Source organism: Microbacterium sp. F2, from assembly GCF_052274505.1.
Lineage (GTDB): Bacteria > Actinomycetota > Actinomycetes > Actinomycetales > Microbacteriaceae > Microbacterium.
In genome coordinates, this window is record NZ_JBNVBV010000001.1 from 164,554 (window position 1) to 187,762 (window position 23,209).

Annotated in this window: 16 protein-coding genes; 9 read left to right on the forward strand and 7 right to left on the reverse strand. The window is 66.7% G+C overall.

Translation table 11 applies throughout. From position 1 onward, the window contains the following. Positions 1–3: 3 nt before the first annotated feature. From ACQVDU_RS00800 to ACQVDU_RS00810, 3 genes are all read right to left on the reverse strand, one after another. Complete coding sequence (locus tag ACQVDU_RS00800; protein WP_443476049.1) at positions 4–5,949, reverse strand: Ig-like domain-containing protein; 5,946 nt, start codon at positions 5,947–5,949, stop codon at positions 4–6. A gap of 4 nt (positions 5,950–5,953) precedes the next feature. Next, positions 5,954–7,096, reverse strand: coding sequence for a serine/threonine-protein kinase (locus tag ACQVDU_RS00805; protein ID WP_300593521.1), 1,143 nt, complete (start codon positions 7,094–7,096; stop codon positions 5,954–5,956). Positions 7,097–7,239: 143 nt separating this feature from the next. Beyond that, on the reverse strand, positions 7,240–8,178 hold the full coding sequence (locus ACQVDU_RS00810) for an FHA domain-containing protein (RefSeq protein ID WP_443476050.1): 939 nt from the start codon (positions 8,176–8,178) through the stop codon (positions 7,240–7,242). Positions 8,179–8,263: 85 nt separating this feature from the next. Between ACQVDU_RS00810 and ACQVDU_RS00815 the strand changes: the two genes are divergently transcribed. Next, positions 8,264–9,100 (forward strand): aldo/keto reductase, encoded by an 837-nt coding sequence (locus tag ACQVDU_RS00815; RefSeq protein WP_443476051.1) that lies wholly within the window; start codon positions 8,264–8,266, stop codon positions 9,098–9,100. A gap of 10 nt (positions 9,101–9,110) precedes the next feature. Here the strand turns inward: ACQVDU_RS00815 and ACQVDU_RS00820 are convergent, their stop codons facing one another. Then, the gene (locus ACQVDU_RS00820; protein ID WP_300593530.1) at positions 9,111–10,682 is read right to left on the reverse strand and encodes a dolichyl-phosphate-mannose--protein mannosyltransferase; all 1,572 of its coding nucleotides are present in this window, start codon (positions 10,680–10,682) and stop codon (positions 9,111–9,113) included. 9 nt (positions 10,683–10,691) lie between these two features. Continuing rightward, the gene (locus tag ACQVDU_RS00825; protein WP_300593533.1) at positions 10,692–11,264 is read right to left on the reverse strand and encodes a hypothetical protein; all 573 of its coding nucleotides are present in this window, start codon (positions 11,262–11,264) and stop codon (positions 10,692–10,694) included. 207 nt (positions 11,265–11,471) lie between these two features. Between ACQVDU_RS00825 and ACQVDU_RS00830 the strand changes: the two genes are divergently transcribed. The 8 genes from ACQVDU_RS00830 (at position 11,472) to ACQVDU_RS00865 (ending at position 20,835) form a co-directional block, all read left to right on the forward strand. Then, positions 11,472–12,494, forward strand: coding sequence for a LacI family DNA-binding transcriptional regulator (locus ACQVDU_RS00830; protein ID WP_292708950.1), 1,023 nt, complete (start codon positions 11,472–11,474; stop codon positions 12,492–12,494). Between the two features lie 162 nt (positions 12,495–12,656). After that, positions 12,657–13,424: a class II aldolase/adducin family protein gene (locus tag ACQVDU_RS00835; RefSeq protein WP_300593537.1), complete on the forward strand. Its 768-nt coding sequence runs from the start codon at positions 12,657–12,659 to the stop codon at positions 13,422–13,424. 57 nt (positions 13,425–13,481) lie between these two features. After that, positions 13,482–14,612, forward strand: a complete 1,131-nt coding sequence (chvE, locus tag ACQVDU_RS00840) for a multiple monosaccharide ABC transporter substrate-binding protein (protein WP_443476052.1) — start codon at positions 13,482–13,484, stop codon at positions 14,610–14,612. A gap of 72 nt (positions 14,613–14,684) precedes the next feature. Further along, positions 14,685–16,214 (forward strand): multiple monosaccharide ABC transporter ATP-binding protein, encoded by a 1,530-nt coding sequence (mmsA, locus tag ACQVDU_RS00845; protein ID WP_292708946.1) that lies wholly within the window; start codon positions 14,685–14,687, stop codon positions 16,212–16,214. 25 nt (positions 16,215–16,239) lie between these two features. Beyond that, complete coding sequence (mmsB, locus tag ACQVDU_RS00850) at positions 16,240–17,478, forward strand: multiple monosaccharide ABC transporter permease (protein ID WP_292708944.1); 1,239 nt, start codon at positions 16,240–16,242, stop codon at positions 17,476–17,478. 53 nt (positions 17,479–17,531) lie between these two features. Next, the gene (rsmI, locus tag ACQVDU_RS00855; protein WP_443476053.1) at positions 17,532–18,341 is read left to right on the forward strand and encodes a 16S rRNA (cytidine(1402)-2'-O)-methyltransferase; all 810 of its coding nucleotides are present in this window, start codon (positions 17,532–17,534) and stop codon (positions 18,339–18,341) included. Positions 18,342–18,379: 38 nt separating this feature from the next. Then, positions 18,380–19,957 (forward strand): methionine--tRNA ligase, encoded by a 1,578-nt coding sequence (gene metG / locus ACQVDU_RS00860; RefSeq protein WP_443476054.1) that lies wholly within the window; start codon positions 18,380–18,382, stop codon positions 19,955–19,957. Beyond that, positions 19,954–20,835: a TatD family hydrolase gene (locus ACQVDU_RS00865; RefSeq protein ID WP_443476055.1), complete on the forward strand. Its 882-nt coding sequence runs from the start codon at positions 19,954–19,956 to the stop codon at positions 20,833–20,835. Before metG ends, ACQVDU_RS00865 begins: the two co-directional genes overlap by 4 nt. Here the strand turns inward: ACQVDU_RS00865 and ACQVDU_RS00870 are convergent. Together ACQVDU_RS00870 and ACQVDU_RS00875 are read right to left on the reverse strand one after the other, a co-directional pair. Then, positions 20,817–21,902 (reverse strand): LacI family DNA-binding transcriptional regulator, encoded by a 1,086-nt coding sequence (locus ACQVDU_RS00870; protein WP_443476056.1) that lies wholly within the window; start codon positions 21,900–21,902, stop codon positions 20,817–20,819. The genes ACQVDU_RS00865 and ACQVDU_RS00870 overlap by 19 nt on opposite strands. Positions 21,903–21,908: 6 nt before the next feature. Then, positions 21,909–23,168 (reverse strand): glutamyl-tRNA reductase, encoded by a 1,260-nt coding sequence (locus tag ACQVDU_RS00875; RefSeq protein WP_443476057.1) that lies wholly within the window; start codon positions 23,166–23,168, stop codon positions 21,909–21,911. Positions 23,169–23,209: the final 41 nt, after the last annotated feature.

Here is a 23,209-nt window from a genome sequence, read left to right on the forward strand (position 1 = left end):
TGCTCACGGGGTGGTGCTCCCCTCTGTTCCGGAGTCAGCGGGCGGCGGATCCGGGGCGGTGCAGGTGAGGCTGTATGACTGCGTGCCGAGCGCTGACAGGGCAGCGGTGAACGCGACCGAGTAGGTCGCTCCCGTCGAGCCATCCTCTGACGTGGACGTCGAGTATTGACCTGCCTCAGCTGCAACGACGATCTGACCGGGCGAGACGTCGCCGCTGACGCAGGTCTGGGGGAACTCGATCCGCACCAGGTAGGCCGGCGATCCAGTAGCGGGGGAGATCGTCACGGGTTCGGAACACGTCTCGGTGCTACCCGCGAGACAGGCCTTCGCGGTCAGCGGCGCCGGCGCCACACCGTATCGGAAGGCATCGTCGAACGAGGCGATGGGAGTGCCGCCCGTGAAGAAGACGACCTCGTAGCTGCCGGTGGCGGCCAGCGCCGGGGCGCTGATGACACTCCATTCACGTACCCGCGCGTTGGCGACAGTGGAGTCGGCCGTGGCAGTGATCGAGTAGGTCGTATCTCCGGTCGGGGGAGGGATCGTCTCGCTGGGACGGACGGTGCCGCTGGTCCAGCTTGTCGTGCCGAACGACACTCCGTCGTACCAGGTCTCGGCACAGATATTGACCGTCGTCGCCTCCCATACCGTGCCGGCGAGCGTCGTCGAGAACGAGGATCCTGTCACCGACCCCGAGGGAGTGCATGTCGTGCCGGCCAGAACGGCCCGAGCCTTCACGGTGGCGCCCGTGCCGTTGGGCGTGACCGTCGCGGCGACCTGGATCTGCCCGCTGCCGTCGGTGCTCGCGGTGGCCGTCGGGTCGGTGATCAGCGGCGCACCGATGCCCCAGGCTTCGCCCGAGACCGAGGTCCCGTCCGAGCTGCCGCCGGCGACGACGGATTCGGGCGGCACCTCGAACCGGGTGACCGGGGTCGCAGTGACAGTGGTGGGGGTGTTCGACCCAACAAGGAACGCGGGGAACTCGACGCTGTTCTGTCCAGACGGGACAGAAACGGTGACGGTCTCGCCGACAGGGCTTGTCAGACGGATGGCGCCCGTGGTCGGACCGATCCCGGTCACGGTGATCTTCGCGATGAGACCATCGGGTGGGTTCGGCACAGGAGCCGCCTCGATCCCGCCGGGGGCGACGGGGGCCTGATACGCCCAGGCCACGATGCTCGAGCTGGTTCGCGATTCACCCGTGGAATTGACCGCCCACGCCTGGTACGTGACCTTCTCACCGTTGGTCGCCGAGATCGGGGCGCACTCGCCTGTGGCAGAGCAGGTCGTTTCAACACCGTTGCTCCCCGAGACTCGGTAGCCGCTCACCGCCGGGTACGACGTGGATTCGGACACCACCCGCAGGGTCACTGTGTCACCGGTGTAGTTGGTCCAGTTGATGCGTGCGGGATCTGCCGGCAGTCCCTGGAGGTCGAGGATCACGGTGCCGTCGCGATCCCCACTGGATACGCGCTGTTGCGCATCCTGCACTGAGAAGCTTCCGGTGCAGTCGGCCGCGCCTGGCGCATCGGAGGCCCAGCTCGCGGTCACCGCGGTGGCGCTGGCCTTTGTGAAGGTGACGTCGGGGCAGTTCTCGGGGTTTGTCACCGAGACCAGCGTCAGCGGCGTGCCGGGAAGCGGATTGACCTCGCCGGCCACGCCGATCACCTGGATCGTGCAGGATGTCGTGCCACCGCTCTGGGAGCACTGCTGCGTCGCCGTCCCGCCCTTCGGGAGGGTCGAAGGTGCAGGCCCGACCGTGAGTGCCAGGGTCGCTGCCGCGGCATCCGGGTGGCTGAGGATGCGCACGGTCACCGGCTCCTCACGGGCGGGCCGAGATGCGTCCTTCGCAACGATGGTCAGCGAGGAGCCGGACTGCGTCACCTCGAACTGATCGCCGGAGTACTCGATGCCGTACTCGACCGAGGCCCAGTCGGGTTCCCCGTTCCAGGTTGTCATCGACTGCAGGTCGTACACGGCTTCGGCGCCGGGGCTGACGCTGAGGGATGCGGCGCGCAGCTCCGGCTGCGGTGCCTTCGCAATGATCGAGACCCGCAGCGCGAGATAGGTGGGATCCTCCTGCGAGGCGAGTCGCACCGGCACGGTACAGGTGTCGGTCCAGGGGCCGCCGACGCCCGCGTCATAGCGAATCGTCGTGCCGCGCTCGAGGGAGCACTGCCCAGCCCGGGAACCGGTCGAGGTGACGCCGGCGCCGTCAACGACAAGCTCCTCTCCCTGGGGGACTGCCACGGCCTGCGCCATGTCTACGTCGACCGAACCCTCTTCGTTGACCTCGATCTGTGCGAACCCGGCACGAAGCGCCAGTTCGATGTCGTTGTCGCCGGGGATGCGGAGGAACCCGTAGGTGACAACCTCGGTCCCGTTGAAGGCGGTGCCCGAGAGCTGGAAGGGCACGAGTGTGGAGTCCTCGGGAATCTCTCCTGAGATCGACCAGCCCTGCGCGGTGAAGGCCGCCGAGTCGTCCCAGAGAGCCATCGTGAGGTTCGAGATGTCGCCACCGCTCCAGGTCACCCGGCCTGTGACGACATCGATCCCAGCGGGCAGATCTTCACGGGACTCGGCGGTCAGGATGGTGTCCTGCACGACCGGATAGTCGGGTACCGGAGTACGCACGACCTTGAGGACGATCAGTCCTTGCGCTGTGTCACCGCTGCGATTTCGTACGGTGTAGAAGAAGGAGTAGGTGCCCAGTTCCGTCCCCGCCGCGAGCACGACCTGCCCCGTCTCGGTATCCACTGAGGTCAGCATCGCCTCGAGCTTCGCGTATTCGTCGGTGTCAGGTTGGGCGTTGGGACGCACATCGACCAGTTGCAGCTCGCTCCCGGTGGGATCGACGTCATTGTCGGTCGGGAACAGCACGACCGTGTTGGACGCACCGGCCTGCGCCTGGGCGTAGTCGCTGTAGGTCACCGGGCTCGGGTCGGAGGCCTCGTCCAGGATGCCGATGCGGACCGTGGCGACGGCGGTCTCGCCACGGGAGTCTCGCACCTGGTAGGTGAAGGCATCCTGGCCGCGGGCGCCTGGGCTGCTCGTGTAGACGATCGCATTCGACTCGGCCGAGATCGCCGCCGAGCCCTGCGCGGGCTGCGTGACGATGCGGTCGAGAACCACGCTGTCGCCGTCGGGGTCGACACCGAAGCTGTCGAACGGGATCGACACCGCGCGACCGCTCAGCACCCGTCCCGAAAGGTCGGTGGGAAGGGGAGCGGTGTTCGTATCAGAGGGCAGCACCGTGATGAAGATGCGCGCACTGTCGGTCATCTCGGGGAACCCGAGGCGGAAGATCGTATACGCCACGGAATAGATGCCCGGCTCGGAGGGGGCCAGGTAACGCACCACCCGCGGTGTCGCGAAGGCGAGTCCGGCATCGGATTCGTTCACAACCTGGGATGGATCGATCGAGACAAGTGCGCCGGCGGGAGCGGTGTCGTTGGCCAGAACCGGGATGTCGATGAGGGAGCCGACGCGCACGGTGACAGTGTCATCGGTCGCGATCGGCGGCTTGGCGCTCGGGGACGGCAGCAGGATGACGGTCAGCTCGCCCGTTGCGGTGGCGTTCGGATCCCCGGTCCCGTCCGAGACCGTGTACCGGACTGTACCCAACTGCCCGGGCTGCCCGTCGGCGGTGGTACCGGACACGCGGATCAGGCTCTGTGCGACGACGTCCACGCTCAGCGAGGCGCCAGCGGCGGGCTCCGGGCGAAGATCGCTGACCAGCAGGACGCGCCCCGACGGGTTCTCGACCGCGGTGAGCACGTCGATCGAGGCATCCTCGTTCGGTCGGACGAAGGCGGTCAGCGGCGGCGTCGAGATGCGGACTTCCGCGGGATCGAGCACGGTAATCCGCACGGTCGCCGATATCTCGCCGGTGTCATCGCGCACGGTGTATTGCACGACATGCGAGCCCGGCTGGTCAGCGGTGAAGGTGAAGGAGAGCCCGGAGGAGTTCGGGACGACGGTGGCCGTCGAACCGTTGAGCGTCTTGACGGCGGTCAACGACACCGCGCCCTTCGTGCCGTGCACGCGGTCGTCCAGGGTGACCGACATCGGCAGACCGAGTTCCCCGGTCAACGCGAACGAGTCGGCGGACAGCTGTGGCGACGGGGTGACGGAGATGAACAGGGGCTGGCTCGATGACGCGCCACGGGAATCCGAGATGGTGACATCGACCTGCACGCTCAGCGCCGTCGTGGTGTTGGGATCCGGGTGCTGGTAGGTGACCGTGCCCGCAGGGTCGGCGGCGACCGTTCCCACGCCGGTGCCGTTGGTGGCGTCCGAGAGATAGACGGGGTCGCCGTCCGGGTCGACCCAGGCCTCCATCACGTCCACCGATACGGTACCGCCGGGCAGGACATCGGGCGAGGGCCACGTGGCCAGACATCCCGGGTCGCCACCGCACCAGATCGGCGCGTTGTTGACATCCTCCGGGACGACGCTGACGGTCACGCTGGCTGGCTCGGAGTTGAGACCGTCGGCCGTGGTCCCATCCGTCACCCGGTACGAGAAGGTCGCGGAGCCGGAGGCTCCCGCTGCGACCTCGATGACCAGCTGCTGACTCTCATTGGCAACACGGACGGTGCCGAAGGCCGGATCAAGCCCCGTCACCGACGAGCCGATGATGCTCAGGACATCCTCGTTGGGGTCGTGGTCGTTCAGGAGCACGGGCAGGACGACGTCCCGCCCCGCACGGACGCCGAAGGAGTCGGGCTCGGCGACCGGAGGTCGCGGGTCGAGGACTCGGTCGGGCGTCACATTCTGGTCCTGCTCCTGTTGACGGGCGGCCTCTTCGCTGCGCCAGGACTGCGACGAGGCGACCAGCGCACCATCGGGCAGCGTCCACACCCAGCCGGAGGTGGTCTCGTTGAGGATCGCCTGTCCGGAGTTGGCCGCGATGACCGGCGTCAGCTGCTCGTCCAGCGCGGCTCCGGCGTAGTCGAGGTCGGTGGCTCCGGACTCCGAGGACCACAGCGTGCCAGCTTCGGCGGTGAGCCATGCGCCGAACAGGACACCCCCGACGGAGGTCGGCTGCGCGGGCGCACCCTGGGCCTCGACAGTGCGCTGCGTGTTCTGACCGTCGAGGGCGACCGTCACCAGGCCGCTTCCGTCGGCGATCGAGATCTCGGCTGCGGACGGGTCTGGACTCTGAAGACGTGCGTTCTCATCGACATCGAGGAAGACCGGACCGTCGACGCCCTGGATCCACAGTGTTCCGCTGGCGGGCTCCAAGACGGCCCACCGCCCGCCGACCCGACTGAGCTGCACGTCGTCGGTGGCCGGGATCTCGACCTCCTCCTCGTCGGTGATCTCGCCCGTGGCGGCGTCCGCGGTGAACATCCTCCCGCTCGCGAGCGAGAGCGCCAGCACCGTTCCGGTGTCGGTCACGGTCACCGCATCAGCACCGATGCGCGGACGCGTCTGCCCCTGTTCGACCACGACGTCGGCGTAGGGGTCGATGATCGTCGCGGCACCGCCGGTCGACAGGCGGGCGGCGTAGACGTCGCCCGTGTCGGTCAGATAGGCGAGATAATCGCCCGCCGAAGACAGGTCGCTGGTTCCGGACGGGGTCGGCTGGAGGACGTCGGCGGCATCGGCGTCGATGTCGGGAGGTGAGGGGAGCGAGACATCCGCGTACTTGCTGTCGCCATCGGTGAAGACGAACAGATGCCCTTGCGTCTGGGCGAGTCTGCTGGGGTTCTCGACCTGCTTGACCGTGACGAGTTCGCCCAGTGCCGTGTTCACCCGTGCATAGTTCCGCCCGTCGCCGGTCTGCAGCGCCCACACGGACGAATCCTGCAGCGGCGTCTCCTGTGCATCGAATCCTGGCCAGACGGCTGCGGCCGCGACGACCAGGCCGACGACCGCGACCGTTGCCCCACCGGCCACGAGTGCGCGCCAGCGGGGCCCTGTCGGGTTCGTCGGGGTGGATGTCATCCGCTCAGAACACCCCCGTGAGAGCGAGGACTGTCACCGTCGCTGCGGCGCCGACCGCCACCGCGCCCGCGATGATCGTCGGGATGAGCCAGCGGCTGCGTGCAGGCCGTGAGGGCGAGGACCCGGCGAGCACTGTGCCGTCCAGGCTCACCCGGTGCGCGGTGGAGCGCGACGCGCGTTGCGGGCGGCGGGAGGCGTGCTCGACGGTGGGTCGGACTGGGCCGCGCAGCGAGTTGTCCTGGAAGTCGATCGCGGCTCCCGCGGCCGCCCACTCGTCGACGGCAATCTCGAGGGGTGTCGAAGGGAGCCCCATCTCGTGCTGGACGACCTGCAGCTCGTAGGCGAACTGCGCCGCCGAGGCTTGGCGCCGTGCGGGGTCTTTGCTCATCGACCGCTGCAGCAGCGCTTCGAGCGAAGCAGGCACATCCGATCGACCTATCGGGGTGTACTGAGCCTTGCGGATCCGGCCCTTGAGCTGATCCCGCCCGTTCTGCCCGCTGCCGGCGATCTCGAAGGGGCTCCGCCCAGCGAGCAGCGTGTAGATCGTCGCGCCGAGGCTCCACACCTCGCTGGGGATCGAGCCCGAAATCGATTCGTCGACGACCTCCGGGGCGCTCCACGGGACAGACATAGCGAAGACCTCACCGTCGCCGCGGGCGTTGATCGAGGCCGCGATCCCGAAGTCCGACAGTACCGGAGCCCCGAAGGCAGTCATGAGGATGTTCGAGGGCTTGATATCGCGGTGCAGCAGACCCGCGCGATGGGCGGTTTCGAGGGCAGACCCGATCTTCACGCCGAGAGCGACGATCTCGGCGACCGGTATGAGCTCGCGTCGATAGCGGTTGGTCATCGAATTCGGGCAGTGCTCCATCACGATGTAGGGGCGACCGTCTGCCGAGACGCTGGCCTGGTAGATCGTGAGGATGGAGGGGTGAGCGCTCAGGCGCGCCATGACGTCGGCTTCCGCGTTGAACATCCGCAGCAGGCCGTCGTCAACGATGTCTTGAAGCAGCACCTTGACGGCGACGGGGCGGCGAGGCATGTTTTGCTCGAACAGGAACACGTCGGCAAAGCCGCCGGTGCCCAGTGGTCTCACATAGGTGAATCCGCTGAGGATCGGCGGCGCCGCTGGTAGGCGCCCTGCCATTGTTTCCCCCTCGAAGTGAGCGCGGCACCGTCGGGTGTGTGTACCGCGTTCAACTGCGTGACTGCCCTTGTTCCCCCTGGCCGTTCGGATATTTCCTATCACATGCGGATCACGACTGTGCAACTCCGGCCGCGGGGACGGCCTTAGCGAGACAGAGTGACCTCGGCGATATTGCCGTCGCCGAAATCGACGCGGTCGCCGGGCGCTAGCGTTATCTCGCGATCGCGCACTTCGATCGTCGGGCCGTCTCCTACAGTGACGAATGTACCGTTGGTGGACCGGAGGTCCCGGAGCCGCAGCTGCACGCCCTCGGCGACTACCTCGGCGTGTGTTGCGGACACCTCGTGTCGCGGCGAAGCGAGGGCCACTGTCGTCGCGCCCGCGCGAGTGGGTGAGCGGCCGAAGACGACGGTCCCCGCGATGGGAATGAGTGGGCCATTCCTGAAGTGCAGAGCCAGGCGCGGTTCGACGCGGCGCTGCCCGATGACGGTGGCATCGTCGAGATCCGCGCGGGCGGCGGCCCCTGAACCGATCACCGTGCGGTCGTCGAGCTCGCCGTGCTCGGGGTCGGCGCTCGGCACCATACCGGTCGCCCAGCGAGGCTCGGACGAATGCTCGACAGCTGTGTCGAACTCCGGAAGTGGAATGCCCCAGTGGACCTGTTCGGTGCGGACGACTCCGCGCTCGACGGGCAGTCGCGCCGGCCCCGGAGGCTCTCCGCGCAGACCGATCGTCAGCTCGGCGATCTGCTGTGTCGATGCTTCGACCCACGTGGCCGCACCCTTGCCCGAGTAGCGCTGATGCTGGGCGCTGCCGACCTCAGCCCGTCCTCGCCCGCGGAGGGCGAGGGATGCCGAGCCGGTCGAGGCGTCCAGCAGCTCGATCAGCGCGAAGTCGGGGATCACCCGCACCCCGCGGGTGACCAGGGCTTCGAGGATGCTCTCCAGCGTCGCATCCGGGGTTGTCATCGTGCGCCACAGCTCGAGTGCGTGGCCCGCGTCGGTAGCGATCGTCAGGACGAACCGATCGGTGATCAGGCCCCAGGCGTCGCGATCGGCAGCCGCCGGGGTATAGCTGAACATGCGCACAGCATATTGCGCGCCCGTGGGGTCTTCTTCGCGCCACCCACGGCATCGCGGGCTGCGCCATGCCCCGTAGGCTGGAATCATGACGATTCCTACGCTGCAGCTTCTCGATGGCAACCGCATTCCGCAGGTGGGTTACGGCGTGTTCAAGGTTCCGGCCGATGACACGCGTCGTGCAGTGCTCGAGGCGTTCGAACTCGGTTATCGGCATATCGACACGGCGGCCATCTACGGCAACGAAGAGGGAGTCGGCGCCGCGATCGCCGAGAGCGGCATCCCGCGCGACGAGCTTTTCATCACGACGAAGCTCTGGAACGACCGCCACGACGGCGACGAACCCCGAGCTGCGCTGGGCGAAAGCCTCGACAAGCTCGGACTCGACGCCGTCGACCTGTACCTCGTGCACTGGCCGACCCCCGCGCGCGACAACTACGTCCACGCGTGGGAGCGGCTGATCGACCTACGCGATGCGGGACTAACCCGCAGTATCGGCGTCTCGAACTTCCTCGTTCCCCACCTCGAGCGGATCATCGCCGAGACCGGGGTCGCTCCCGTCGTCGACCAGATCGAGCTTCACCCCGCCTATCAGCAGCGCGAGGTCGTCGAGTGGGCACTCGCTCGCGGCATCCGGATCGAAGCCTGGGGTCCGCTCGGACAGGGCAAGTACGACCTGTTCTCGATCCCCGCTGTCGCGGACGCGGCGGCTGCCCATAGCAAGACCCCGGCGCAGATCGTGCTGCGCTGGCACCTCGATAAGGGCAACATCGTGTTCCCGAAGTCGGTGCGACGTGAGCGGCTGGCCGAGAACATCGACATCGTCGATTTCGCGTTGACGGATGCCGAGATCGCCGCAATCGATGCGATCGACCCGGGCGATGGTTCGGGGCGTGTCTCGGCGCATCCCGACGAGGTCAACTGAGTGCTACGCGTCAGATCCAGGTGGGCGACCAGTTGTGGAGTCGCCAGAAGTCGTAGGGCACGCTCGTCGCGGTGAGGATCGGATACCAGAACGCCGAAAGCACCAGAGCGACGATGAAGAAGACGGCAACCACCCGCTGGCCCGTCACGCGTCTTTCGGGACTGGCGCCGGCCGGATGGGCGAGATCACGCAGCGCAATCCCCAGGGCCAAGAGGAGGAACGGCAGCATCACGACCGTGTAGAACTGGAAGACCGTGCGCTCGGGGTAGAGAAGCCACGGCACCCAGGTGACGGCGATGCCCGTCAGAACGAAGCCCGAGGCGAGGTCCCGGCGCCGTATGAACCTGATGACGAGGTAGACGGCAGCTGCGACGGCGGCGTACCACACGAGCGGGTTCGGCATCGAGTAGATGTTCTGCACGCATCCCGAAGCCGCGGTGCAGCCAGCCTCGCCGAGAGCATCGCTGTGATAGAACATCGAGGTCGGTCTGGCAAGGAGCGGCCACTGCCATGCAGGGCTCGCGTAGCTGTGGCTTGCTGACAGCCCCACGTGGAAGCCGTACATCGACTGGTGGTAGGCCCACAGATTCTGGAGCGACAGTGGCGCCCACGACCAGAAGCCGGTTGCTGGCGAGCCGTCGACGGTGTGCCTGTCGTATCCGCCGTCGGTGACCAGCCACCCCGTCCACGTCGCGAGATAGAGAAGGAGTGCCGGCGGCACGAGCAGCAGGAACGTCACCGGTCCCTGGCGCACCGCGGCATCGGCGGGCCAATACTCGACGCCACGCCGGCGCCGCTCCAGGGCGTCGACGACGACGAGGTAGATGCCGATACCGGCAAGGACGTACAGTCCCGACCACTTCACAGCCGTTGCAGCTCCGGCGGCAAGCCCCGCTGCGACAACCCACGGCCTCGCCCAGAACACCGGACCCCAGCGAGATTCCGATTCAAAACGCCCGGCGGCTAACCGTCGGGGCCACTCCCGCTGGCGAAGCCATCGTCGATCCAGCAGCACGAACCAGAACGCCAGCAGGGTGAAGAACATGACGAAGGTGTCGAGCAACGCGACCCGGCTCATCACGATCGCGAGGCCATCGATAGCCATCAGCCCCGCTGCTGCCGTTGCCACACCGATCGACCGGGTGAGGGTGAGAGCAACGACGTAGAGCAGCAGCACGGCGAGAGTCCCGAACAGTGCCGTGGCAAAGCGCCAGCCGACCGACGAGTCGGCGCCGAACAGCGCCATCCCCGCACCGATGAGGAATTTTCCGAGGGGTGGGTGGACGACGTAGCTTCCTTCGTCGAGGAAGATGTCGGTCTCGCCGGCAGCGAATCGCGCGTCGGCTTCATCGGGCCACTTCGCGGCGAACCCCAGGTTCCACTGCGACCAGGCATCCTTCACGTAATAGGTCTCGTCGAAGACCAGTTCGTGCGGGTGCCCGAGGTTCCAGAAGCGCAGGATGCCGGCAACCGCCGTCACGACCGCCGGCACCGCGATCTGCAGTCGGGGGGAGACGGCGATCCGGGCGCTGACACGGTCGTACACCGTCGGACGCGCGGGGCTGTCGACGATGGTGGTCACGGTGACAGCCTATTCGGGCGGGTCTGTCAGTTCCGGCGGTTCCGAGGCTGCGGGAGGCGCCTCCGACGCTGCGGTCGGAGGACGGGGCGGATCGTCAGTGACACCGAGCAGAAAACCCGCGATCTGCAGTGCGGTGCCCTCGAGCACGGGGCCACTACCGAACGCCCAGTCGGCATCCGTCGCCCGAATCGTGTGTCCGGCCACGACTGCTCGACGTTCGAACTGACCGGCGCCCTGTGCGTACAAGGCGACAGCACCAGCGGTCATCGGGTCCACGACCAGATCGAGACCGAGGTCGCCCGCGATCCGGAGCGCTGCAGCGAGCGCTCGAGACAGTACACGGATGCCGCGTCGACGTGCGAGAACGGCAGCCCGGAAGCCTGCGACGGTTCGATCCGATTGACGCCAGGGACCCGCGAGTCCCGCGTCCACCGCGAAGGCTGCCCAGGTCTTCTCCGCGTCGGTGAGCGTCGCCAGGCTCGACAGCAGCGCGTCCAGCTCTGGGCGCCGATCGCTGGAGACGAGGCCCTCGTTCTGACGTGATCGGCCACTGAGCGGGAGAAATCGCAGGAAGTCCGCCACGGAGACAGAGTATCGGCCGGTCTCGTGCCAGGGGCAGCTATACACATGCGCCGCGGGCAATGTGACGGATGTGACAGGCGCCGACGCGGCGACGAGTAATTCCCGGGGCCTAAATGTGACTGTCACATCCGGCGCGCCGCTATCATGAGCGAAGGGGCACGGAATCCCGGCACACTGCGATGTGACCGTGCTCACGGGAGGCGTTCGATGAGCGAGGGCACCGGCGGACGACCGCCGAGCATCCGAGACGTTGCACGGTTGGCCGGCGTCTCTCATCAGACGGTCTCGCGCGTTCTCAACGACCATCCGAGCATCCGGCCCGAGACGCGGGCGCGCGTGGTGCAGGTCATGAACGAGTTGCGTTACACCCCCAACCGGGCAGCTCGCATGCTCGTGACCAGTCGCTCGCAGACGATCGGCATCCTCGCTGCCTCTTCGACGCAATACGGGCCGGCTTCGAGCATCGCGGCGATCGAGGAGGCTGCGCGCGAGCGCGGGTACTGGGTCTCGACCGCCAACATCGATGCCGCCGATCCGGACTCGATCACAGACGGCATTGCGCATCTGAGCGCTCAGTCGATCGAGGGACTCGTGGTCATCGCCCCGCAAATGCGGGTCTTTCGCGCCCTGGCTTCACAGCGGATCGATGTGCCCTACGTGACGCTGCAATCGGCGGTCCTCGGTCCTGAACACACCCTCTCGGTCGATCAGATCGCGGGTGCCAGGATGGCGACCCGCCACCTCATCGAGCTCGGACACCGGCAGATCTACCACATCGCGGGCCCCCAGGACTGGATCGAAGCGGAGGCCCGCATGCGCGGATTCCTCGACGAGATGGACGCGCATGACCTGCCAATGACGGCGCCGATCCTGGGCGACTGGACCGCCGAGTTCGGCTACCACGCGGGTCGCGAGCTGCTGCGGGTGCGCGACTTCACGGCGGTCTTCGCTTCGAACGACCAGATGGCGCTGGGACTTCTTCACGCCGTGCGTGACGAAGGCTTGTCGGTGCCGCGCGACATCAGCATCGTGGGCTTCGACGACATCCCCGAAGCAGCGCACTTCTGGCCACCGCTGACCACCGTGCGGCAGGACTTCACCGAGCTCGGGCGCCGATGCGTAGCGCTGTTGCTGGACGACACGGCGGGCGCATCCGCGGGTGAAGCGATCGGCACGATCGCGCCCACCTTCGTTCCGCGCGCATCCTCGGGGCCGATCGGGCGGGTCTAGGGACCCCGACCCGCGGAGATTCACTCCGTTCGGGGCCGTTACCAATCCGAGACTTTTCGCCGCTTGACACTCGGGACGGCGACCGGTCTATAGTTTCGCAATGTGACCGGTCACATTGACTGTCACACCGATCGCTACTGATCGGAACGAAGGAGTTCAGCCATGCCGCCCAAGGATGTTGCGGGCACGACCGAGGGATACGCCGCCGGTGTCAAAGCCGAAGTGGCTATCGCGCGGACCCGCGCCGATGTCGCTCATCGGCAGGCTGAGCTCGAGCAGCGCGGATTGGTCGCCTGCCCCCGCGGCAACGTGTCGGCACGCATCACCGCAGCTGACCTGTTCGTGATCGCTCCGGCAGGGGCGTTTCTCGACAAGATCTCGCCCGAGCGCATGGTTCTGTGCGATCTCGACGGAGTCGCTCTCCCCGAAGTTCTCGGTAGCGAGCGCCTTCCGTCCGCGGATGCTGCGGTCCACTCCCGCATCTACCGTGATCTCCCTGGCGCGGTGGCGATCGTTCACACCGATTCGCCGTATGCGATGGCGTGGGCGGCGCGTGCCGACTCGTTGCCGTGCCTGACCGCCGCTGCCGCCGAAGAGTTCGGTGGTCCGGTTCCGGTCACGGTCGCCGATCTCGCCGATCCCGAAGCACTGGCTGACGCGGTAGCGCGGGCACTCGGATCCGAGCGCCCCGTTGCTCTCGTTCGCGCTGTCGGCGTCTTCGCGGTCGGCGCTGATCTGCGCGAGGCGATGCGGATCGCGTCAGCTCTCGAAGTCGCAGCGCGCCACGCGCTCCTGGTCTCCCAGACCGGCCCGCTCGACGACCTGGCGCTCGATGACACCGTCGCCGCAGCACTGCACGAGCGTGCTCGCCGTCATGCCACCTCGACCCCGGACGCCGCGGTGCACGGGTCGGGTCTCACCCACAACTGAACACCCACAACTGAACACACTCACCAAGACAACGATGTCCTTAGAAAGGAAATCACTGTGAAGAGCACGAAGATTCTGCTCGCCGGCGCGGCAACCCTCGCCGCCGGCGCCCTGCTGCTGTCCGGATGCTCCGGCTCCGGTGGCGGCGGGTCAACCGATGGTGGCGGAGACGGCGGCCTCGTCGGCGTCGCAATGCCCACCAAGAGCTCCGAGCGCTGGATCCAGGACGGCGATGCCGTCAAGGCTGAGCTCGAGAATCAGGGATTCACCGTCGACCTCCAGTACGCCGAGGACGACATCCCCACCCAGGTCTCGCAGATCGAGAACATGATCACCAAGGGTGCTGAGGCCCTGATCATCGCCTCGATCGACGGCACGACGCTCACGAGCGTTCTGCAGGAGGCTGCGGATGCCGGCATCCCCGTCATCGCCTATGACCGCCTCATCCGCGACACCGAGAACGTCGACTACTACGCGTCGTTCGACAACTATCAGGTCGGCGTGCAGCAGGCCACCTCGATCCTCAACGGCCTGGGACTCACCGAACTGGACGGCACCCCGATCGACGGCGCGCCGACCGGCCCGTTCAACATCGAGCTGTTCGCCGGTTCGCTCGATGACAACAACGCGTTCTTCTTCTGGAACGGCGCGATCGACACCCTGCAGCCCTACTTCGACGACGGCACCCTCGTCGTGAAGTCGGGTCAGACCGAGATCGAGCAGGCTGCGACGCTCCGCTGGGACGGCGAGACTGCGCAGAGCCGCATGGAAGACATCCTGACGGCGTTCTACTCGGACGGCTCGAAGGTCAACGCGGTGCTCTCGCCCTATGACGGCATCTCGCGCGGCATCATCTCGGCCCTCACCGACGCCGGCTACACCGTCGGCGACGGCTGGCCGATCATCTCGGGCCAGGATGCCGAGCTCGACTCGGTCAAGGCGATCAACCGCGGTGAGCAGTACTCGACCATCTTCAAGGACACCCGCCTGCTCGCGCAGGTCGCTGTCGACATGGCGGTGGCTCTGCTCAACGGTGAGACGCCCGACGTCAACAACACCACGGACTACGACAACGGCGTGAAGGTCGTCCCGTCGTACCTCCTGGAGTCGGCGATCGTCGTCAAGGACAACATCACCGAGGTGCTCGTGGACACCGGGTACTGGACCGAAGCCGAGATCAACGGCTAAGAAGATCGAAGATCGTGTCGGGCGGCGCGCTGCGCCGCCCGACACGAGGCCGAATGCTGACAAGGAGTCACGATGGCGGACAACATCCTCGAGATGCGCAGCATCACCAAGACCTTCCCGGGTGTCAAGGCGCTCTCAGGCGTCACGCTCGAGGTGGAGCGCGGTGAGATCCACGCGATCTGCGGTGAGAACGGCGCCGGCAAGTCGACGCTCATGAAGGTGCTCTCCGGCGTCTATCCGCACGGCTCGTACGACGGCACCATCGTCTTCGAGGGTGAAGAGGTAGCCTTCCGCAGCCTCAGCGACAGCGAGGCCAAGGGCATCGTCATCATCCATCAGGAACTGGCGCTGAGTCCCCACCTCTCGATCGCCGAGAACATCTTCCTCAACAACGAGCAACGCGGCGCCCTCGGTCTGATCGACTGGAACCGCACGAACTTCCAGGCCGCGGAGCTGCTTGCTCGGGTGGGCCTGCGGGATAACCCGACGACTCCCATCAAGCAGATCGGGGTCGGGAAGCAGCAGCTCGTCGAGATCGCCAAGGCGCTCTCGAAGGAGGTCAAACTGCTGATCCTCGACGAGCCGACAGCGGCTCTCAACGACGAGGACTCCGATCACCTGCTCGGCCTGATCCTCCAGCTCAAAGAGCAGGGGATCACGTCGATCATCATCAGCCACAAGCTCAACGAGATCAAGAAGATCTCCGACACCGTGACCGTCATCCGTGATGGAAAGACGATCGAGACGATCGCTCGCGACGATGTCACCGAAGACCGCATCATCAAGGACATGGTCGGCCGCGACCTGGAGCATCGGTATCCCGACCACGATCCGCAGATCGGCGAGGAACTTCTGCGCGTCGAAGACTGGACCGCCTACCACCCGCAAGACCCGTCGCGTGTTGTCGTGGACAACGTGTCCCTCAACGTCCGTGCCGGCGAGATCGTCGGGATCGCGGGACTCATGGGCGCCGGGCGCACCGAGTTCGCCATGAGCCTGTTCGGACACAGCTACGGCAGCAAGATCTCCGGCAAGGTGTACATGCGCGGGCGCGAGATCAAGACCCGCACCGTTGCTGAGGCGATCGAGAACGGACTGGCGTATGCCACCGAAGATCGCAAGACCTACGGGCTCAACCTCATCGAGGACATCAAGCGCAATATCTCGATGGCGTCGCTGGGCAAGCTCGAGCGTCTGGGCCTGGTCAACGACAACAAGGAATACGCGGTGGCCAACGAGTACCGCCGAGACCTCAACATCAAGGCACCCAACGTGCTGGTCAAGACGGGGAAGCTCTCGGGCGGCAACCAGCAGAAGGTCGTCCTGTCGAAATGGATCTACTCCGACCCCGAGGTGCTGATTCTCGACGAGCCCACGCGCGGTATCGACGTCGGAGCGAAGTACGAGATCTACACGATCATCAACAAGCTCGCCGCTGCCGGTAAGGGCATCATCGTCATCTCGTCCGAACTGCCGGAACTGCTCGGCATCTCCGACCGCGTCTACGCGATCTCGGAGGGCCGCATCACCGGCGAACTGCCCGTCGAAGAAGCGACACCCGAATCGGTCCTCAAGCTCATGACCATGGAAAAGGCCCGCTGACGGGCCGCGCAGGAGAACAGACACCATGTCCAACGACATCCCGAACACCGAATCCACGGCAGCCGGAGCGCTCGTCAACCCGCCCGACAACAAGTTCACCCGATGGTTCAGCAACATCCTCGGCGACCTCGGCAAGAACGGTATCTTCATCGCCCTCATCGCGGTGGTGGTGTTCTTCACCATCACGACCGACGGCATCCTGCTGCGCCCGCAGAACATCTCGAACCTGATCGTCCAGAACGGCTACATCCTGGTCCTCGCGATCGGCATGGTGATGGTCATCATCGCCGGTCACATCGACCTGTCGGTCGGGTCGGTGGCTGCCTTCATCGGTGCCCTCTCGGGCGTGTTCGCCGTGCAGTGGGGGCTCCCGTGGTGGCTTGCGATCGTATTGTCGCTGCTGATCGGTGCCGTCGTGGGAGCCTGGCAGGGATTCTGGGTGGCGTTCGTCGGCATCCCGGCCTTCATCGTGACCCTCGCGGGCATGCTCATCTTCCGCGGGCTCGCGCTCGTGGTCCTCGGCAACGCGAACATCGGGTCGTTCCCCGAGGAGTATCGCGCGCTCGGCAACGGATTCCTCACCGGTGTGTTCGGTGAAGGTACCCCCGACATCTTCACGCTGCTGGTCGGCGCCGCTGCGATCGTGTTGCTGGTGCTGAACCAGGTGCGCTCGCGGGCCGCCCGGGTCAAGTACGGCCAGGAGGTCGACCCGATCGTCTGGTTCATCGTCAAGCTGCTGCTGGTGTCGGCCGCGATCGTGTTCTTCATGTTCTCGCTCGCGATGTACAAGGGCATCCCGGTGACTCTGATCATCCTGGCGGTGCTCGTCCTCTTCTACGGCACGATCATGAACCGGTCGGTCTTCGGCCGCCACATCTACGCGATCGGCGGCAACCGTCACGCCGCGGAGCTGTCGGGCATCAAGACCCGCCGCGTCGACTTCCTGCTGTTCGTCAACATGGGCTTCCTCGCCGCGCTCGCGGGACTCATCTTCACCGCGCGTCTGAACCTCGCCGGCCCCAAGGCCGGTGACGGGTTCGAGCTCGAGGCGATCTCGGCAGCCTTCATCGGTGGCGCGGCAGTCCAGGGTGGCGTGGGCACGATCGGCGGTGCCATCATCGGTGGCCTCATCATCGGTGTGCTCAACAACGGTATGTCGATCATGGGCATCGGTATCGAGTGGCAGCAGGCAGTGAAGGGCCTCGTGCTGCTGCTCGCGGTCGCCTTCGACGTCTACAACAAGCGGCGCTCGGGCAACAGCTGAGTCAGTCGAGTGGGCACGGCCCCAGCCTGAGGCGTCAGCCCTAGGCTGGGGCCGTGATCATCCTCGCCGCCACGCCCATCGGTAATCTCGGCGACGCGTCTCGGCGCCTTGTTGAGGCGCTGGAAGCCGCTCAGGTGGTCGCCTCCGAAGACACCCGCACGACACAACGGCTGCTTGCAGCTCTCGGCATCCAGAACCGGCCGCGGCTGATCGCCCTCCACGATCACAACGAGAAGGCGCGCGCGGCTGAGCTCGTCGAGATCGCACGAGACACCGACGTGCTCCTGCTCTCGGACGCTGGGATGCCGACCATCAGTGACCCGGGATTCGGGGTCGTTGCCACGGCAGCCGCGGCCGGGGTCGCGGTGAGTGTTCTGCCGGGGCCGAGCGCGGTACTGGCGGCGCTGGCGGTCTCGGGTCTTCCGACGGATCGATTCACGTTCGAGGGGTTCGTGCCGCGTAAGTCGGGGGAGCGCCGCAGCGCGCTGTCGGCCCTGCGCGCAGAGCCGCGCACGATGGTCTTCTTCGAGTCGCCGGCGCGGTGCGCGCAGACCCTTTCTGACATGGCTCACATCTTCGGCGTCGACCGTCCCGCTGTCGTGTGCCGTGAGCTCACCAAGCTCCATGAGGAGGTGCGTCGCGGTCCCCTCGAGGATCTCGCGGCGTGGGCAGCAGAGGGGATCAGGGGTGAGATCGTCATCGTCGTCGGTGGCGCCGCCGGCCCCGCGATGTCGTTCGACGACGCGGTGGCCTACGTTTCAGATCTCCTCGCGCAGGGAAAGCGCCTGAAGGATGCCTGCGCGGAGGTCGCCGCGGCATCCGGCCACTCGTCGCGTGAGCTCTACAACGCGTCGCTGTCATAGACCCGCGGGGCGGCATCGGCCCGAACTAGACTTCTCGGGTGAGTTCCGGCAGTTCCTTCTACATCACGACGCCGATCTACTACCCGAGCGATGTCCCGCACATCGGGCACGGGTACACGACGGTCGCCGTGGATACCCTCGCGCGTTGGCACCGACAGTCCGGCGATGACACGTGGATGCTGACCGGGACCGACGAGCACGGCCAGAAGATGCTGCGGGCTGCCGCCGCCAACGGTGCGACCCCGCAGGAGTGGGTCGATCGCCTCGTGGGCGAATCGTGGTTCCCGCTGCTGAAGACGCTCGATGTCGCCAACGACGACTTCATCCGCACGACGCAGGCGCGCCACGAAGAACGCGTGACGCAGTTCGTTCAGGCGATCTACGACAACGGCTACATCTACGCCGGCGAGTTCGAAGCGCTCTACTGCGTGGGCTGTGAGGAGTTCAAGACCGAGGCCGAGATCATGGACGGCACCGGGGCGTTCGAGGGCCTCAAGGTCTGCGCGATCCACTCCAAGCCGCTGGAGCTGCTGCAGGAGAAGAACTACTTCTTCAAGCTGAGCGAGTTCCAGGACCGCTTGCTCGACCTCTATAAGACTGTTCCCGATTTCGTCAGGCCCGAGTCTGCCCGCAACGAGGTGGCATCCTTCGTCCGCAGCGGCCTGAAGGATCTCTCGATCTCTCGATCGACATTCGACTGGGGCATCAAGGTCCCGTGGGATCCGTCACACGTCATCTACGTGTGGGTCGATGCGCTCCTGAACTACGCCACGGCTGTGGGCTACGGATCCGATCCCGAGCAGTTCGCGCGCCGCTGGCCGGCCTATCACGTGGTGGGCAAAGACATCCTGCGCTTCCACGCCGTCATCTGGCCCGCGATGCTCATGGCTGCCGGCGTCGAGGTGCCGCGCGGCGTTTTCGCGCACGGGTGGCTGCTCGTGGGCGGCGAGAAGATGTCGAAATCCAAGCTCACCGGCATCGCGCCGACCGAGATCACCGACGTCTTCGGCACTGACGCCTACCGCTTCTACTTCCTCTCGGCTATCGCGTTCGGCCAGGACGGCTCGTTCTCGTGGGAGGACCTCTCTGCCCGCTACCAGGCGGAGCTTGCGAACGGATTCGGAAACCTCGCCTCGCGCACGGTCGCGATGATCGAGCGGTACTTCGAGGCAGTCGTGCCGCCGCCCGCGCAGTACACAGATGCCGACCTCGCGATCCAGCGCGTTGTCGCGGACGCTGCCTCGAACGCGGATGCCGCGATCGAGCGGTTCCGCATCGACGAGGCGATCGCGGCGATCTGGACGATCGTCGACGAGCTCAACGGATACATCACCGAGAACGAGCCGTGGGCGCTCGCGAAGGATGACGTGCTTCGACCGCGCCTGGAGACCGTGCTCTACACCGCGGCCGAGGGGTTGCGCGCTCTCGCACAGCTGCTTTCACCGGTGATGCCGATCGCGACCGAGAGACTCTGGATCGCCCTCGGTGCTGCCGAGACCATCGGCCGCCTGCAGGACCAGCCGCTGCGCGAGGCGGGCACCTGGGGGCAGCTGCGGCCCGGCACCTCGGTCAATGGCCTGGCGCCGCTGTTCCCGCGCGTCGAGCAGCCGGCGTGAGCGACCCGAGCGCTTACGTGCGGGAGCGGTCGGCGTCGGGCCGGCGGGACCTCACCTATCCTGAGCTGCCCGCGCCGCTCGTGGTGCCGGTGTACGACAATCACTGTCATCTCGAGATCATGGACGGTGAAGACCCGCTGAGCCTGGACGAGCAACTTGCCCGGGCGGCCTCAGCCGGGATCGCGGGGGTCGTTCAGGCATCCGGCGACGTCGAGTCTTCGCGATGGGCGGTGTGGGCTGCCGAGCAGCATCCGCGGGTTCTCGCGGCGGTCGCGATCCACCCGAACGAGGCCCCGACCTACGAGGCGGCGGGCGAACTCGAGGCCGCTATCGCGGTGATGGACGAGCTTGCTGCCCACCCGCGGGTGCGGGCGATCGGCGAGACCGGACTCGACTTCTTCCGCACGGATGCCGAGGGTCAGCCGGCCCAGTACCGGTCGTTCGAAGCCCACATCGGGCTTGCCAAGAAGCACGGGATCGCGATGCAGATCCACGACCGGGACGCGCACGACGAGGTTCTTCGCGTGCTCGAGAGCGTGGGAGCCCCAGACAAGACCGTGTTCCACTGCTTCTCGGGGGATGCCGCGATGGCGCGCGTTGCCGCCGAGCGTGGCTACTACCTGTCCTTCGCCGGCAACATCACGTTCAAGAACGCGCAGAATCTGCGCGATGCCCTCGCGGTGACACCGCTCGAGCGGATTCTCGTCGAGACCGATGCGCCTTTCCTCACCCCGGTTCCGCACCGTGGGCGTCCGAACGCACCGTACCTCGTGCCCATCACGTTGCGGTTCATGGCCGCCGAGCTCGGCGTTCCCATCGACGTGTTCGCAGCTCGGGTAGCCGCGAACACGATCGAGGTCTACGGCACGTTCGCCTGAGCGGTAAAGCCCTCGGAGGTGGTGCCGCGACGAACCGATGTCGGCGCCGAGCGGGTTGTCGATCCGCCCACCAGTTCCCACGGCAAAACCACTGGCGACGTTGGGGTGCTTGCGGATTCCAGCGCTGCGACCAGCTCGGGAAAGAGGAGTTCTGGCGCCTGCTCGGGGTGCACGCACACGTGGGTGACGCTCAGTCGGCGGTTCAGAGCGCAGTCATGCAGGCACAGCGCGACGAGCTGAAGATCGCGCGGCAGCACGACATCGAGAGCCGTGAGGTCAAGGAACAGCCGCGGCCCCTCCGGGGCGAACGAGAACAGCCCGTCAACACCGTGCAGCAGGAGTTCACGGATGCTCCCGGCAAGCTCCAGGCTCGAGGCATCCACCCGTGCGACGATCGGCGCCTGACCGCGGTCGGCACACCATTGCGCGTAGACGGTCTCGCCGATCTCCAGGCGGGGGAGCCCTGGTTCACCGGTGAGAAGCCCGATGTTCGTCGCGCCACTGGCAGCGAGGAGGTCCAGGGCTGCGGTCGCGGCATCCTCGTATCCCGTGCGGATCCACATCCCCGCATTTTGCGGAAGAGGCAGGTCGTTGGTGATGACCGGGATGCTCTGCGCTGCCGCGATCGCCAGCAGCGGATCACTCTCGCGAGCATCGGGTGCGTACACGATCTCGACCCGGGCGCTGCGCAGCAGCTCCGGGCGCGTGGAGGGGATGACCGTGACCGTGAACTGGTGCGCGGCCGCAGCGTCGACGAGGGCGCTGAGCTGACGCATCGCGTACTGCGCCTGAGCTGCCTCGCGCACCGGGTCAAGCGGCGGCGACGCGACGTACCCGATCGAGAGTGTCCTCCCGCGCCGGAGCGCTGCGGCGTACCGGTCGGGGGAGTACCCGAGGCCGGATGCGGCATCGAGGATCCGCTGCCTCGTCTCGGTGCTGAGCGCGCCCCGGCCGTTGAGTGCCTGACTGACCGCCGCCGTAGACACGCCGGCTTTCGCCGCGACATCCTTCACCGTGACCCGAGCGCGCGGCAACGGGATCGGTGTCTGGTCGGGATGCTGGGTCATGCTCACTCACGTGCCGGGATTCGGCGCCTCCGAGAAAACTGTTTCGACCGCCGCTGACCAGCGCTCGCCCTCCCCGGAGGAGGCCAGTGTATGACCGCGCGCAACGACGTGATGCATGATCACGCCGGCAAAATGCCGGAGCGCCCGTTCGGTCTTCAGCGAACTCTCGGACGAGTTCTCGGGGAGGCGAGCGATCTCGGCATCCAAGAGCTCCTGTACCCACCCCCGGGCCGCCCGAACGGCAGGCGCGACATCGTGGACCCTCCCCGCTCCTGCGTGGCGGAGTGCTGCATCGGCGACGATCGCCTTCGCGTCGGCGAGCGAGGCGAATTCGTCGAGCGGTGCGTGCAAGCGAATGGTCTCGAGGTCCAGCACCTCGACGCCGTGACGTGCCTGCACGTCGGCCGAGACGTTCCGGGGCATGCCGAGGTCGATCACCAGGAGCCGCTCCGCAGCGGCCGTCACCGCGGCGCGACCGGCATCCAGTTCGTCGCCGCCGAGCACGACCCGGGTTGTGCAGGTCACGATGACATCGGCAGACGCGATCTCGGCGTGGTACGAGTCCGGGTCGACCGGGATCAGTCCGTGTCGCTGGGCGAACTCCGGACCGCGACCGGATGCCGAATGAACACGGATGCCGCGCGCACCGCGCACGCGCAGTGCCGCCAACGCCGCCGCGGCATACTGACCGGTTCCGATCAGGAGCACGCGGGCGCTCGGCCAGTCGGTGATCCGCGAGGAGGCGAGTTCGAGGGCGAGGCGAACCAGGGAGCGGCCGGATTCACCCACCCGCGCCGAGTTCTTGACCGTCCGCGATGTCTCCTTCGCGCGCTCGAAGAGATGCTCGAGGGCGCGCGTCGTCATCCCCTCCCCGCGGGCGTCTTCGTAGGCCCGGGTGACCTGACCTGCGATCTCGTCTTCGCCGACGACGACCGAATCCAGGCCCGAGGCGACGGCGAACAGATGATGCGCGACACGATTGCCCACTGTGACATCGAGCGTCTCGCGCAGCTCTCGGTAGTCGATTCCCGAGGCGTCGGCCAGCTCGCCGAGCGCGGCAGTGACGGCTGACTCGGCCGAGTGGCCTTCGTCGGGGTCGATATCGAGGTAGGCCTCGAACCGGTTGCAGGTGGCCAGAACCACGGCGCCGCCGATCGACTCGTGGGCACGGGGGATGTCGCGGCGGACGTCGTCGCCCACTTCCGCCAGACGTTCCAGGGAGGCGAACGGGGTAGCCCGGTGGTTGGCCGATAAGCAGACCAGCATCGCTTCCTCCTCGCGTCGACTGGTTAGTATATCGATTAACT